The sequence below is a fragment of the Paraburkholderia sp. RL17-380-BIE-A genome, assembly GCF_046028085.1.
Lineage (GTDB): Bacteria > Pseudomonadota > Gammaproteobacteria > Burkholderiales > Burkholderiaceae > Paraburkholderia.
Genome location: NZ_JARESQ010000009.1, coordinates 44,165 through 58,942, shown reverse-complemented (window position 1 = coordinate 58,942; position 14,778 = coordinate 44,165). Strand labels below are relative to the sequence as shown.

At 62.8% G+C, this 14,778-nt stretch carries 13 protein-coding genes; 11 read left to right on the top strand and 2 right to left on the bottom strand.

Annotation, left to right across the window (positions count from 1 at the left end):
* The first annotated feature begins 41 nt into the window (after positions 1 to 41).
* A complete protein-coding gene (locus P0D68_RS16825; protein ID WP_408298552.1) occupies positions 42 to 1,709 on the top strand; it encodes a Na/Pi cotransporter family protein in 1,668 nt (555 codons plus the stop codon).
* Between the two features lie 52 nt (positions 1,710 to 1,761).
* Here P0D68_RS16825 and P0D68_RS16820 read toward each other — a convergent pair whose 3' ends face one another.
* The gene (locus P0D68_RS16820) at positions 1,762 to 2,532 is read right to left on the bottom strand and encodes a DeoR/GlpR family DNA-binding transcription regulator (RefSeq protein WP_091796884.1); all 771 of its coding nucleotides are present in this window, start codon (positions 2,530 to 2,532) and stop codon (positions 1,762 to 1,764) included.
* Between the two features lie 217 nt (positions 2,533 to 2,749).
* Here P0D68_RS16820 and P0D68_RS16815 point away from each other — a divergent pair, with 217 nt between their 5' ends.
* The 9 genes from P0D68_RS16815 (at position 2,750) to P0D68_RS16775 (ending at position 13,218) form a co-directional block, all read left to right on the top strand.
* Complete coding sequence (locus P0D68_RS16815; protein ID WP_408298555.1) at positions 2,750 to 3,085, top strand: hypothetical protein; 336 nt, start codon at positions 2,750 to 2,752, stop codon at positions 3,083 to 3,085.
* A gap of 13 nt (positions 3,086 to 3,098) precedes the next feature.
* On the top strand, positions 3,099 to 3,884 hold the full coding sequence (ugpQ, locus tag P0D68_RS16810) for a glycerophosphodiester phosphodiesterase (protein ID WP_408298557.1): 786 nt from the start codon (positions 3,099 to 3,101) through the stop codon (positions 3,882 to 3,884).
* A gap of 102 nt (positions 3,885 to 3,986) precedes the next feature.
* Positions 3,987 to 5,102, top strand: coding sequence for an ABC transporter substrate-binding protein (locus tag P0D68_RS16805; RefSeq protein WP_091796882.1), 1,116 nt, complete (start codon positions 3,987 to 3,989; stop codon positions 5,100 to 5,102).
* Positions 5,103 to 5,248: 146 nt separating this feature from the next.
* Positions 5,249 to 6,187 carry an ABC transporter permease gene (locus tag P0D68_RS16800; protein ID WP_091796881.1) on the top strand — a complete coding sequence of 313 codons (939 nt, stop codon included), beginning with the start codon at positions 5,249 to 5,251 and terminating at the stop codon, positions 6,185 to 6,187.
* The gene (locus P0D68_RS16795) at positions 6,184 to 6,975 is read left to right on the top strand and encodes an ABC transporter permease (RefSeq protein ID WP_091796880.1); all 792 of its coding nucleotides are present in this window, start codon (positions 6,184 to 6,186) and stop codon (positions 6,973 to 6,975) included. Before P0D68_RS16800 ends, P0D68_RS16795 begins: the two co-directional genes overlap by 4 nt.
* Positions 6,976 to 7,034: 59 nt before the next feature.
* A complete protein-coding gene (locus tag P0D68_RS16790) occupies positions 7,035 to 8,105 on the top strand; it encodes an ABC transporter ATP-binding protein (RefSeq protein WP_408298559.1) in 1,071 nt (356 codons plus the stop codon).
* Positions 8,106 to 8,511: 406 nt separating this feature from the next.
* On the top strand, positions 8,512 to 9,792 hold the full coding sequence (locus tag P0D68_RS16785) for a dicarboxylate/amino acid:cation symporter (RefSeq protein WP_091796878.1): 1,281 nt from the start codon (positions 8,512 to 8,514) through the stop codon (positions 9,790 to 9,792).
* Positions 9,793 to 9,847: 55 nt separating this feature from the next.
* On the top strand, positions 9,848 to 11,848 hold the full coding sequence (locus P0D68_RS16780; RefSeq protein ID WP_091796877.1) for a sensor histidine kinase: 2,001 nt from the start codon (positions 9,848 to 9,850) through the stop codon (positions 11,846 to 11,848).
* Positions 11,849 to 11,865: 17 nt separating this feature from the next.
* Complete coding sequence (locus tag P0D68_RS16775) at positions 11,866 to 13,218, top strand: sigma-54-dependent transcriptional regulator (protein ID WP_177205036.1); 1,353 nt, start codon at positions 11,866 to 11,868, stop codon at positions 13,216 to 13,218.
* Positions 13,219 to 13,297: 79 nt separating this feature from the next.
* Here P0D68_RS16775 and P0D68_RS16770 read toward each other — a convergent pair whose 3' ends face one another.
* Positions 13,298 to 13,828 carry a TlpA disulfide reductase family protein gene (locus P0D68_RS16770; protein WP_408298562.1) on the bottom strand — a complete coding sequence of 177 codons (531 nt, stop codon included), beginning with the start codon at positions 13,826 to 13,828 and terminating at the stop codon, positions 13,298 to 13,300.
* A gap of 182 nt (positions 13,829 to 14,010) precedes the next feature.
* Here P0D68_RS16770 and P0D68_RS16765 point away from each other — a divergent pair, with 182 nt between their 5' ends.
* On the top strand, positions 14,011 to 14,688 hold the full coding sequence (locus P0D68_RS16765; RefSeq protein WP_408298564.1) for a hypothetical protein: 678 nt from the start codon (positions 14,011 to 14,013) through the stop codon (positions 14,686 to 14,688).
* The last annotated feature ends 90 nt before the right edge of the window (positions 14,689 to 14,778 follow it).

Sequence of the window (14,778 nt, the reverse complement as noted above, 5' to 3'; positions counted from 1 at the left end):
CGGTTCGGGTCATGGCAGCAGGAACGGATGCGCAGCGCCTTATGTTGATTCTCCTAAACCTTCTGGCCGGTGTGGCGCTCCTCGTGTGGGGCTCGCACATTGTGCGCACCGGCATCCTGCGGGTCCTCGGCGCCGATCTGCGCAGCGTGCTGGGGCGCAGCACCAGTAGCCGCTGGCGGGCCTTTCTCTCGGGTGTCGGTGTTACGAGCCTCGTGCAGAGCAGCAACGCCACCGCGGTGATCGTCACGTCGTTCGCGGCGCAGGGCCTCTTGCCGCTCACCAGCGGCCTCGCGATCATGCTCGGCGCCGACGTCGGCACCGCATTGATGGCGCGGGTTCTCACTCTCGATCTATCCTGGTTGTCGCCGATCCTGATTCTGCTCGGCGTGCCGCTCTTCCTGTCGCGCAAGCAAACCCGTCTCGGCCAGGCCGGGCGCACGTTGATCGGTCTCGGCTTGATCCTGCTGGCGCTGCGTTTGATCGTCGAAGCCGCCCAACCCATGATGCAAGGCGCCGGCGTGCGCGTAATGTTCGGTGCGCTGACCGGCGATACGATGCTCGACGCACTGGTCGGCGCCGCGTTCGCCATGCTGTCCTATTCGAGTCTTGCCGCCGTGCTGTTGACCGCAACGCTCGCCTCATCCGGTGTGATTTCGCTGAAGGTCGCGCTGTGCCTCGTGATCGGCGCGAATCTTGGCAGCGGCTTGCTCGCGCTTCTCGGCACCGTCGCGCAGAACGCGGCCGCGCGGCGTCTCGCGTTGGGCAGCTTTGCGTTCAAGCTGGCCGGCGCGTTGCTGATTTTGCCGTTCACTTCGCTGCTCGCGCGCGGGCTGCCGGTGTTGATCGCGAATCCGCGTGAAGCGACCGTCGGATTTCACCTGATCTACAACACGCTGCGCTGCTGCGCGTGCCTGTCGCTGATCGATCCGGTGTCGCGCATCTGTGTGCGCCTTCTGCCGAACCGGCCGCTGCCGAATGGTGAGCTTCGGCCGCTTCACCTGGATGCCGCGGCGCTGTCCACGCCTACGCTCGCGCTTGCGCATGCCGCACGCGAGGTGCTGCGCATCGGAGACATTGTGCGCACCATGCTCGACAATGTTTCAGACCTGATTCATCACAACAATCTGGACAAGGCGCGGGAAACCGTCCGCATGGATGACGATGTCGACGAACTTTACGCCGCGGTCAAAACCTATCTGACGCTGATCTCGCGCGAACAACTCGACGAAGCCGATAGCCGCCGCTGGACCGACATCATTTCACTGACCATCAATCTCGAACACGCGGGCGACATCATCGAGCGGATCGTGGGCGACATCGAGGAAAAGAAGATCGCCCACCGGCTGTCGTTTTCGGAAGAGGGGCTGGGTGAGCTGGACGACTTGCAGGCACGCCTCGTCAGCAATCTGCAGCTTGGGCTGTCGGTGTTTCTGAACAACGATCTGCGATGCGCAGAGCGCCTGCTTGCGGAGAAGGAACGCTTTCGCGATCTGGAGCGGGCCTATTCATACCGGCATCTGGACCGGCTTACCGGTCAGACCTTGCGAAGCATCGAGACCAGCGCACTGCATCTCGATCTGATCAGCGACATGAAGCGCCTCAATTCGCTGTTCTGTTCGACCGCCTATCCGGTGCTCGATGCAGCCGGCGCGTTGCACGACACTCGCTTGCGCAAGCGCTCGCTCGATACGATGCATGTGAAGGAATAGACATCAGACCTCAAGGCTCCGGCATGGAGCCTCGGGCCTTGTGTCTGGTGCGTCAGGCAAGAACGATCTCTTCGAGCTTCTTTTTCAGCGATGCAAAATCGGCGGCTTCGGCCGCCTTTTTGTTGGTGACGAGCACGTCGATCCGATCGACCGGGCAGTAGGAGATGCGGCTGCGTTGGCCGATCTTGCTGTAATCGGCGAGGATCGCCACGCGGTCCGCATTGGCGACCATGGCGCGCGCCACTTCGGTTTCAGCGTGGTCGTAATTGGTCGCACCGTGCCGGTGATCGATGCCGACCGGCGATAGCAGTGCGAGGTCCGCGCGATAGCGCTGGATATCGAGCACGGTGGTGGCGCCGGTGGTCGCCATGGCGCGGTCGCTGATCGAACCGCCGAGCAGGATGACCTCGTTGGCGGCTTCGGTTTGATCGACGCCGCCGCGCATCTTCAGCGCGACATCGATCGAGTTGGTGACGATGGTGAGGTTCGCGAGTTTAGCCAGTTCTTCGGCCAGCGCGGCGGTGGTGGTGCCCGCGTCGATGAACAGTGTCTGGCCGCTCGCGATCAAGCCCGTGGCCGCCTTTGCGATCGCGGTTTTGGACTTGACGCGCATGTGCGCGCGCTCGGCGATCGGCGCTTCGTCGGCTGGTTTGATCGCGCCGCCGTGCACGCGCCGTAGTTCACCTAGCGCTTCGAGGTCGAGCAGATCGCGCCGTACTGTTTCGCGCGACACCCCGAGGTCCGCCATGATCCGTTCCGTCGACACACGTTGAAGCGTGGACAGCAACGCGCGAATTCTCTGATGACGGTCTTCCTGCCACATGCATGTTTCCTTGGCTGCGTACGCGCGTTTATTTAGCTTGTTGTTAACTGCGACATCGTGCTCACGAATGTGTGTCCGGACGATGTCAAGCGTACTACTTTAGTCGAATTGTGTTGTATTTTTTTGGCAGCTTGCAAGTTTGTGTATTTAACTTTAGCCTTCGCAGATCGAAGCGCCAAGCCCGTTTCGAACATCAAATGTTCGAAAAGGAATTGAAATGTCCGATTTCGAGCATTTTGCGGCGTTTTTTGGCAATCTGATTGGCAAGTGTCGCCGCCATAATGGATCTTGGGATCGGCCGCCTGAGCGAAGCACGCCCGGTGTCGAGCTGCACGGTGGCGGCACGCTTCGTCATCCTGACAAAGACGCAGCGGGGTCCGGCGCGGTGAATGCCTGGGGCGTACGTCCGACTATCGCAGCGCCTGCCTTAGCGCGATACTACGCGCCAGGCTCGCGCGTGAACGGACAACTAGAGACCTGCGTGGATCATGATGGTCAAGGCGGCAGTGACGGCTGGGAACGTGTCGAGAGCATGGTCAACCGCTCTATCTGAAAGGTAGCGAGACGTGGGAAACGGGATTAATCGCGCTTTATCCGCAGACTGGCCTTATCCGCGACTAGCCGCGCATCGCTGCGGCGGCACGCTGGCGCCGGAGAACACGCTCGCCGGTTTCGACGCCTGCGTGCGCTATGGCTACCGCATGGTCGAGTTCGACGCCAAGCTTTCCGCCGACAACCAACTCTTTCTGCTGCACGACGACACCCTCGAGCGCACCACCAACGGCCATGGCGCCGCTGCGGAACACACTTGGCAGCAACTGGCCGCACTCGACGCCGGTGCATGGTACGGGCCGCAATTCGCCGGCACGCGTTTGCCGACGCTCGCCGAGGCGGCGGGGCGCTGTGCGCGCGACGGCATTGCCGCCAACATCGAAATCAAACCGTGCCCCGGCCGTGACGAGATCACCGGGACTCTGGTCGCAAGCGGCGCGCTGACACTATGGCAAGGCCAGACGCCGCCGTTGCTGTCGTCGTTTTCATTCGAGGCGCTCGCCGCCGCGCGTGAGGCGGCGCCGTCATTGCAACGCGGCATGCTGTTCGACGAGGTGCCGGCGGACTGGCTGCGCGTGGTGCGCGAACTCGACTGCGTGTCCTTTCACGCGAACCACCGGTACCTGACCGAGCCGCTGATCGGGGAGATTCATGCCGCCGGCCTGCGCGTGCTCGCCTACACCGTCAACGATCCGGCGCGCGCGCAACTGCTCGCGCAATGGGGCGTCGACATGATTTGTACAGATCGCATCGATACACTGCGACACGACATGTTCTCCATGCCGGCCAACCCGGCCTGAACATGGCGAGGCCGCGCAAGTGCAAGGGTGCACTGGCGCGTCCTGAGGCTCGAAATAGAAATTTTCCAAACGTAGCAATTTCGGCAGAGGATGGGGAAGACTATGAACCGCACCGCGTTAGCTCGCATACTCTCGATGTCGGCCGTTGCGGGTGTCACCGCCGCCGGCGTCAGCAGCAGCGCTTCGGCCGCGCCGCTCGATGCACTGATCGCCGCCGCCAAGCAGGAAGGCCAACTCACCGTGATCGCGTTGCCCCACGACTGGTGCAACTACGGTGAACTGGTCGCCGGCTTTCAGAAGAAGTACGGCATCAAGATCAACGAACTGAATCCGGATGCGGGTTCGGGCGACGAAGTCGAAGCCATCAAGGCGAACAAGGGCAACAAGGGCCCGCAAGCGCCCGACGTGATCGACGTGGGCCTCTCGTTCGGTCCGTCCGCGAAGGCCGAAGGGCTGCTGCAGCCGTACAAGGTCGCCTCGTGGAACTCGATCCCGAAAGAGTCGAAAGACGCCGACGGCTATTGGTATGGCGATTACTACGGCGTGCTCTCGTTTGAAGTGAACGCCGACATGATCGACAAGGCGCCGTCCGACTGGAGCGATCTGCTCAAGCCGGAGTACAAGAACGCCGTCTCGCTGGCGGGTGATCCGCGCTCGGCCAATCAGGCAATCCAGGCCGTCTATGCCGCGGGCCTCTCGCAAAGCAAGGGCGATGCGAGCAAAGCCGGACAGGCCGGCCTCACTTATTTCGCCAACCTGAACAAGAACGGCAACTTCGTGCCGGTGATCGGCAAGGCCGCCTCGCTCGCGCAAGGCACCACGCCGATCGTCGTGCGTTGGGATTACAACGCGCTGGCCGATCGCGACACGCTGAAGGGCAACCCGAAGGTGCAGGTGGTGATTCCGAAAACGGGCGTGGTCGCGGGTGTGTACGTTCAGGCGATCAGCGCGTATGCGCCGCATCCGAACGCAGCCAAGTTGTGGATGGAATATCTGTACTCGGACGAAGGTCAGATTGGCTGGCTGAAGGGCTACTGCCATCCGATGCGCTACAACGAACTGGTGACCGGCAAGAAAGTGCCGCAGGCATTGCTGGACAAGCTGCCGCCGCCTTCGTCGTACAAGAATGTCGTGTTCCCGACGCTCTCGCAACAGGACGCGTACAAGGAAACCATTACGAAGCACTGGGACGAAACGGTCGGCGCGAACGTCAAGTAAGCGGCGTAGTGGATGTCGCGGCCGCAGGGGAACACGCGCGCCGCGACGCCGAACAGTAGCGTGAAGTTTTGCCGCTCCGGCGCGCCGCTCTTCGTCATGAGCGCGGCGTGCCAGGTGCGTTTGCCAGATTGCCCCAAGGGTGAGCTATGAGCGCTTCATCGGATGCTGGATCGGTGCAGCCGGAATTGCTGGTTCCGCCTGTACCCACCCCAACGCCTCGCGTCGACGGTCCGGGCCGCGCGTCGCAGTTCCTCGCCTGGATCGGCGTGGTGCCGTTTTTTACTTTTGCGCTGCTGTTCCTGATTCTGCCGACCGGCTTCCTGATGGTCGGCGCGTTTCAGGATTCGCAAGGCCACTTCACGCTCGCCAACTTTCGCGACCTGCTCCAGCCGACCGTGCTGGACGCGTACTGGATCAGCTTCAAGGTGAGCGCGGCCTCGTCGCTCGGCGGCGCGGTGATCGGCTCGCTGCTCGCATGGGCGGCGGTGCAGGGCAAGCTGCCCGGCTGGATTCGCCCGACCCTGATGACGTTTTCCGGCGTCGCGTCGAACTTTGCCGGCGTGCCGCTCGCATTCGCTTTCATCTGCACGTTGGGACGCGTCGGGCTCGTCACCGTATTGCTGAAGAAATACCTCGGCTTCAATCTGTACTCGACGGGTTTCAGCATCCTGAGCTTTTCCGGGCTGACGCTGACCTATCTGTATTTCCAGATTCCCTTGATGGTGCTGATCGTCACGCCCGCGCTCGACGGTCTGAAGCGCGAGTGGCGCGAGGCCTGCGACTGCCTCGGCGGGACCTCGTATCAATACTGGCGCTACGTCGCGCTGCCGGTGCTGTGGCCGAGCGTGCTCGGCGCCGCGCTGCTGCTGTTCGCCAATTCGTTCGGTGCGGTCGCCACGGCTTATGCGCTGACCGGCAGTTCGCTGAACATCGTCACGATCCTGCTGTATGCGCAGATTCGCGGCGACGTCATGCATAACCAGAATCTCGGTTATGCACTCGCGCTCGGCATGGTGCTCGTCACCGGTCTGTCGAATGGCGGCTACATCTGGCTGCGCTCGCGCGCTGAAAGGGGGCGTCGATGAAAAGCCAATCGCGCGTGGGTGCGTGGACCGCGATGATCGTCGGTTCGCTGTACTTTCTCATTCCGTTGATCGCGACGTTCGAATTCAGCCTGCGCATGAAGCGCGGTACCTACAGTTTCGAAGCGTATAGCGTCGTACTCGGCGATCCGCGCTTTCAGGCCTCGTTCGGCTACTCGATTCTGATGGCGCTGCTGACGATCGTGGTCGGCGTGCTGCTGGTGGTGCCGACGGCTTACTGGGTGCAGTTGCGCTTGCCGAAGCTGCGGCCGGTCGTCGAATTCATCACGCTGTTGCCGTTGGTCGTGCCGGCCATCGTGATCGTATTCGGTTATCTGCGCATCTATAACAGCAGTTCGATTCTGCCGCTCACCGGCAATGAGCGCGCCACGGATCTATTGCTGGTGTTTGGCTACGTCACGCTCTCGCTGCCGTACATGTACCGCGCCGTCGACGCCGGCTTGCGCGCGGTCGACGTGCGGTCGCTCACCGAAGCCGCCGAGTGTCTCGGCGCGAACTGGCCGACGATTCTCTTCAAAGTGATCTTCCCGAATATCCGCTCGGGCATTCTGTCCGGCGCGTTTCTCACCTTTGCGGTGGTGATCGGCGAGTTCACGCTGGCGAGTCTGCTGGACCGTCCGGCGTTCGGCCCGTATCTGCAATTGATCGGCGCGAACCGCGCGTATGAACCCTCGGCGCTCGCGATCATCGCGTTCGTGATCACGTGGGCGTCGATGGGTTTGATACAGGTGTTCGGCTCGGCCCGCGCCATGAGCGGCCAGAAAGTGTGACCAACGAGTTTGGCCGATAAGTTTGATCCAATGAGTTTGACGGACTGGGGCAGCGAATCATGGCATTCCTGGAAATCGAAAATCTGCATAAGTCCTTCGGGGCGAACACGGCGCTGCATCACTTCGATATGAAGATCGAACGGGGCGAGTTCATCACTTTCCTCGGGCCGTCCGGCTGCGGCAAGACGACGGTGCTGCGCATGATCGCCGGCTTCGAAACGCCCACGCGCGGCATCATCCGGCTGGACAACAAGGACGTCACGCACCTTCGCACGCGGCAACGCAAGGTCGGCATGGTGTTCCAGTCGTATGCGCTGTTTCCGAACATGACGGTGGCCGAGAACATCGGCTTTGGGCTGAAGATTACGCATCGGCCGCAGGCGGAGATCAATCAGCGCGTCGACGAGATGCTGCAACTGATCAAGCTGCCGCACCTGGGCGGCCGTTATCCGTGGCAATTGTCGGGTGGCCAGCAGCAACGCGTGGCGCTCGCGCGGGCGCTTGCCGGCAAGCCGCAAGTGTTGCTGCTCGACGAACCGCTTTCCGCGCTGGATGCCAAGATCCGCATTTCGTTGCGCCAGGATATTCGCGCGTTGCAGCGCGAGTTGGGTATCACGTCGATCTTCGTCACCCACGATCAGGAAGAAGCGCTGTCCATTTCCGATCGCATCGTCGTGATGAACGAGGGCCGCGTCGAGCAGATCGGTACGCCGTCCGAAATCTATAACTATCCGCGCACCCGCTTTGTCGCGTCGTTCGTCGGCACGCTGAACATTCTGGCCGGACATGTGGTCGATCCGGCGACCGGCAAGATGGTGGTGGACGGTCAGGAGTTGATCACCACGCAGGAGTTGCCGTCGGACGATGCGGGCAAGAAGCGTTTGCTCGCGCTGCGTCCCGAGGCCATCGTGCTGGAGCCGGCCGCGCCTGGCCGCAACACGTTGAACGCGACCGTCGAAGAAGTCAATTTCCTCGGCGCGGTGGTGCGCATCAGAACGCGCGTGAAAGACGCCGTGATTTCTCTCGACGTGTTCAACGACCCGAATCGCGGTTTGCCCGAACGCGGGCAGCCCGTGTCGCTGGGGTTCTCGCACGAGAATCTGCTGGTGTTGGAAGAGGGCGCAGTTTAGAGGCCGCACGTTGGACGGCGCGCAGGCTTCTGGCCAGCGCGCGTCGTCGTAGAAAGCCTTACGGGTTATCCCGTAGCCGCCGCCGCGTTCGATTCCGGATTCCCCGACACCCCTCGTCCGGATTTCCGGAATCCCGGACGGCGCATCCCGTGTGGCGCCAAAAAACCCATATAAATCAAAGTCCCGAGCCCGGCTTTGAGCTGGCATCGACCTTGCGAAATAGATATCGCGGCCGCAACGGTCCGACAACTAAAGCAAGGAGACAACGATGTCCGATTTCCCTTCCCGGTATTTCTGAATTCGTCCCTTGTCGCGGCCTAATGCCGTGCTCAGGCGTGACGACTATTCGTTCGCATGATGCGCAGCGTGGCAGGCCATTGAGCTCATCCACATCGCAGGAACCATCGTGAAGAAACCTATCCACAAAGTACTGTACGTCCAGGTGATCGTGGCGATCCTTATAGGTATCGCGCTCGGACATTTCTATCCGAATCTCGCCGTCGACATGAAGCCGCTCGGCGACGGCTTCATCAAGCTGATCAAGATGGTGATCGGACCGATCATCTTCTGTACGGTGGTGACGGGTATCGCCGGCATGGAGGACATGAAGAAGGTTGGGCGCGTCGGCGGCAAGGCGTTGCTGTACTTCGAAATCGTCTCGACCTTCGCACTGGTGCTCGGCCTGATCGCCACGCACGTGCTCAAACCGGGCGTCGGCTTCAACATCGACCCGGCCACGCTCGACGGCAAGGCGGTCGCCTCGTATGCCGCGAAAGCGCACGGGCAGACCACGGTCGACTTCCTGATGCACCTCATTCCGGACACGCTCGTGTCAGCGTTCGCGCAGGGTGAAATCCTGCAGATCCTGCTGATCGCGCTGCTGTTCGGCGCGGTGCTCGCGACCGCCGGTGAGAAAGGCAAGGTCGTAACGAGCTTCATCGACGGGCTCTCGCATGTGCTGTTCGGCATTGTGCGCATCATCACGAAGCTGGCGCCGATCGGCGCGTTCGGCGCAATGGCGTTCACGATCGGCAAGTACGGTATCGGCTCGTTGCTGCCGATGCTCAAGCTGATCGGCACGTTCTATCTGACCTCGATCGTGTTCGTGGTGGTCGTGCTCGGCATCATTGCGCGTGCGGTGGGTTTCAACATCCTGCGCTTCGTTGCGTACATCAAGGAAGAGATGCTGATCGTGCTCGGCACGAGCTCGTCCGAAGCCGCGCTGCCGCAACTCATGCTGAAGCTCGAAAAGCTCGGCTGCTCGCGCTCGGTGGTGGGCCTCGTGGTGCCGACCGGTTATTCGTTCAACCTCGACGGCACCAACATCTACATGACGATGGCCGTGCTGTTCATCGCGCAAGCCACCAACACCGACCTCACCTGGACGCAGCAGCTCACGCTGCTGGCGGTGACCATGCTCACCTCGAAGGGCGCGAGTGGCGTGACGGGCGCGGGCTTCATCACGCTGGCCGCGACGCTTGCGGTGGTGCCGACCATTCCGCTGTCGGGCATGGTGCTGATTCTCGGTATCGACCGCTTCATGAGCGAATGCCGCGCGCTGACGAACATTGTCGGCAACGGCGTGGCGACGGTGGTCGTGTCGGCATGGGAAAAGGAACTGGATCGCAACAAGCTGAACGCCGCCTTGCGTGGCGACGTGGCGATCAAAGAGCCGGCCGGCGTCTGAACCGCGCATCGGCAACGCCTTTTAACGTCATCCTCACAGCCGCGGACACCAGCGTATGAAACCGGTGTCCGCGCGCCAAACCCCCGCCTCGTCGGCCGACGAGGCTGACGCCGGCGACGCGTCGCCTTATGCCACAATAAACGATCCTTACCGATCGGATATTGCCAACGTGACGCGACGCCTGCTGATCCTCTTCGCGCTCGTCGCCGGGCTCGTCGCAGCATGCGGGCTCACGTACAGCATCGCTTGGCAAAGCGGCATCGACCATTTGCGGCGCAACGCCTCAGTGCGGGTCGACCGTACGACCAGCGCGCTGAAGAGCACGCTCGAACGCTACGAATCGCTACCTTATCTGCTCGCGGAACATCCGATCGTGCAGGACGTGCTGGTCAATCCCAGTGCGGCCAATGTTGCGCGCGCCAATCTTTATCTCGAAGACCTGAACCGCCACGCGCGCGCCACGGTCACCTACATCATTCCACTCGACGGCTTTTGCGTCGCGGCGAGCAACTGGCGCGGGCCGGGCAGTTTCATTGGCGCCGGCTATCAGTTCCGGCCGTATTTTCTCGACGCGGTGAAAGGCGGCGTGGGCCGCTTCTTCGGCATCGGCACGATCTCGCAAGCGCCGGGTTATTACATCTCTCAGCCGGTGCGGCGCGACGGCAAGATCGTCGGCGCGGCGGTCGTCAAACTCGATCTCGAATGGTTTCAGGGCGCGGATGCGTCCGAGCCGCTTGTCGTGACCGACGACCACGGCGTGATTTTCCTGTCGTCGATGCCGGCGTGGAAATACCACACGATCCGGCCGCTGTCGGGGCCGGTCGCGGATTCGATCTACCAGGCGCGTCAATACGCGCAGCAGCCGATCGCGCCGCTGCCGGTGACGATCGAACGCACGCTCGAAGGCAACGCGCAGATCGTGCGCATCGGCGGCGGCCGCTATGCACCGCGCTATCTCGCGTCGCGCCGCGGCATGGGCGAGCCGGACTGGCATCTGATCACCATGTCGCCCGTCGATCCGGTCGACGCCGACGCGCGCAAGGCGACCATCGTCACCGGCTTCGGCTACGTGTCGCTCGTGTTGCTGGCGTTCTACTGGAGAATGCGCCGGGCTCGCGTGCGCGAAGTGATGCGCAGCCGGGCGCTGCTGCAAAAAGCCTACGCGGAATTGAACCGGCGGGTCGCCGAGCGCACGGCGGATCTCTCAGAGGCGAACGAACAGTTGCAAAAGGAAGTGGCCGAACGAACCCGCGCCGAACAGGAATTGCGCGCGGCGCACGACGAACTGATTCAGGCGAGCAAGCTTGCCGCGCTCGGTCAGATGGCCGCCGGCATCACGCATGAGCTGAACCAGCCGCTCGCCGCGTTGCGCGGTTTCTCGGACAACACGCGAGTGCTGCTCGAACGCGGCGACCAGGCGTCGGCGCGCGAAAATCTCGAAGCGATCGCGGCGCTCACGGAGCGCATGGGCAAGATCACCAACCAATTGAAGCTGTTCGTCGGACGCGCGCGGCCGCGCAGTGCGCGAGCGCCGATCATGCGGGCGTTGCGCAACGTGGTCGCGCTGTTGCAGAAGCGCCTGGCAGGCGTCGAGGTGGAGTTCGCTCTGCTCGACGCGCAAAGCGGCACGCGCACGCCGCTGAGTCTCGCCGACGACCATCCGGAACTGATTGCGCATTGCGACGATTTGCGGCTCGAACAGGTGCTGATCAACCTGCTCGGCAACGCCCTCGATGCGACGGCCGACATCAGCGCGCCGCGCATTTCGATCGAGATCGAAGTCGCCGATGCGAATCTGTCGTTCGCCGTGAGCGACAACGGCCCCGGCATTGCCGAGGATGTTCTGCCGCGGCTGTTCGAGCCGTTCTTCACCACCAAAGAAATGGGCCAGGGTTTGGGGCTTGGCCTCGCGATATCGTCGTCTATCGCGCGCGACTGCGGTGGCTCGCTGGTGGCGCGCAACGCGCCGCACGGCGGTGCATTATTCGTGTTGACGCTGCGCCGCGCGCGCGTGCAGACGAGCCACACACCGGACCCGCTGACAACGGGCTCCTGAATCACACGGAAAACGCCATGCTGAACCACGGCCTGCAAGTGCTGTATATCGAAGATGACGAACTGGTGCGGCGCGCCAGCGTGCAGAGTCTGCAACTGGCGGGCTTCGACGTGATCGGCCATGCGTCGGCGGAGTCCGCGGCGAAGATGATCGGCGCGGACTTCTCCGGCGTGATCGTCAGCGATATTCGCTTGCCGGGCGCAAGCGGCCTCGAACTGCTTGCGCAATGCCACGAGCGCGCGCCCGATGTGCCGGTGATTCTGGTGACGGGTCACGGCGACATTTCAATGGCCGTTCAGGCCATGCGCGACGGCGCGTATGACTTCATCGAAAAGCCGTTCGCGTCCGAACGTCTGATCGAAACCGTGCGGCGCGCGTTGGAGCGCCGCAAGCTGGTGCTGGAGAACCTCGCGTTGCGCCGCGAACTGGCGGAGCAGAACTCGGTGGCGCCGCGGATCATCGGCAGAAGTCCGGCTATCGAACAGGTGCGGCGGCTAATCGCCAATATCGCGCCGACGGATGCCTCTGTGCTGATCAACGGCGACACCGGCGCGGGCAAGGAGCTGATCGCGCGCAGCCTGCATGAACTGTCGCCGCGGCGTGACAAGCCGTTTATCGCGGTGAATTGTGGCGCACTGCCGGAGCCAATGTTTGAGTCGGAAATGTTCGGCTACGAGCCGGGCGCTTTCACGGGCGCTGCGAAACGGCGCATCGGCAAGCTCGAGCATGCGTCGGGCGGCACGCTGTTTCTGGATGAAATCGAAAGCATGCCGCTCGCGTTGCAGGTCAAGCTGCTGCGCGTGCTACAGGACGGCGTGCTGGAACGGCTCGGCTCGAATCAGCCGATTCGCGTGAATTGCCGCGTGGTCGCGGCCGCCAAGGGCGACATGGCCGAGCACGTCGCGGACGGCTCGTTCCGGCGCGACCTGCTGTATCGGCTGAATGTGGTGACGATCGCACTGCCGCCGCTCGGCGAGCGTCGCGAGGACATCGTGCCGCTCTTCGAACACTTCCTGCTGGACGCGGCGGTGCGTTATCAGCGTCCCGCGCCGATCCTCACCGATCGTCAACGCGCCGGCCTGATGCAGCGCGACTGGCCGGGCAACGTGCGGGAGCTGCGCAATGCCGCCGACCGCTTCGTGCTCGGCGTCGCCGACGATCCCGTCATGTCTTTCGGCGACGACGGCGCGGCCACGCAGCCTTTGAAAGAGCGCGTCGAACAATTCGAGCGGGCGGTGATCGCGGAGGCGCTGGAGCAGGCCGGCGGCGCGGTCGCGGTCGCGGCAGACAAGCTGCAGCTCGGCAAAGCCACGCTCTACGAGAAAATCAAGCGATATGGCCTCGCGGCCAAAGGGGAAGCGGAGCGGTGAGGATATGAAAACGCCGGCGTCGAAGTGCGACGCCGGCGTGTTTGAATCAGTATGAATCCGGTCGGGCGACGCCGCGCGTTCAGGCCGGTTTCAGCGCCTTTTCCAGCAGCTGGTCGAGTTCCGCGAATTGCGGCTCGCCGACATAGCGCTTGAGGATCCGGCCGTCCTTGTCGATCAGGAAAGTGGTCGGCGTGAGCTGGACGTTGCCGAACTGCTTGGCGGCGGAGCCGTCGTCCATGGCAACCTTGAACGGCAACTGGCGGGTTTGCGTGTAGTTGGCCACGTACATGGGCGCGTCGTAGTTCATCGCCACGGCGACGAATTCGAGGCCCTGGTCCTTGAAGCGGTTATATGTCTGGACCATCTGCGGCATTTCCTTCATGCAGGTATCGCAGCTCGTCGCCCAGAAGTTGACGAGGTAGACCTTGCCTTTCAGGTCGGCAGTCGAGACTTTCTGGCCGGACAGCAACGTGAAGGTCGCATCGGGCACACGCTGCTGGCCGGCAAAGGCGAAATAACCGGCGACGGCGATAGCAAGGGCCACGGCGGCAATGATGAGGTAGCGAAGCGGATTCGCGCGCCGCGCTGCGGTGGTCGGAGTGGAACTCATGAACGGAACCTCGAGAGTCGCGCGGAACGCGCGGAACAGTGCGTCGCTTCGGGCTTTCGGCCCTGTGCTGGAGGCGGCGCGACAGCGTCGCTATTGTAGCCCCATTCCGGCGGCACGGCAGGAGCCGCGCCGGGAGCGGATAATAGGGTTTTACGTCCCCGTCCGTCCGATCTTCTGTCCCCATGCTCCAAACCGTTTTTTGCCTTGATCAAATCCGTCCCTTCCTTGCACGAATTCTGTCTCGCAGTCCCCGGGCGGGCCGCTCGCTGAGCCGGCTTTCGAGCCAAGCTGCGGCCGTTGACGCTTCCCGGACGCAAAGCGCGCGGGCAGTGTTGAGCACGCTGGCTTGCAGTATCGCGTTGGGCTGCGCGTTGAGCGCATGCTCGCCGACCTTCGACTGGCGTACCATCACGAACAACGACAACGGCTACACCGTCGACCTGCCGGCGAAACCGGGCAACGATCAGCGTGCCGTCCAGATCGACGGTACGCCGATGCAGATGGCGATGCAGACGGCCGAAGCCGGCGACGCTGTCTTCGCGGTCGGCACGGTGATGTTGCCCAACGACAAGGAAGCCACCCAGCGCGCCGCACTCGAATTCCTGCGCAACGGTCTTGCCCGCAACGTGGGCGCCGCGCCGGAAGCTCGCGCGGTGCAGATCCCACTGGCGGCCGGCGGCCAGGTGCTCGGTCTGGAAATGAAGTTGAGCGGTGAGGCGGGCTCGCAGCATGAAGCCCGCACTGTCTACGCCCGGCTGGTGGCGCGCGGGCGGCATGTCTACCAGGCGGCCATCATTTCACCCAAGCCGATGCAGCAGGAACAGGTCGACCAATTTTTTTCGTCGTTTCAACTGTATTGAGAGCGGTATTTTTGGCCGATTCGGCGCCTGATGGATCGCGGTGCATGCGCGCCGCACAGTGAAAGTTCCTTCGCAGAATTGCACGCTAAT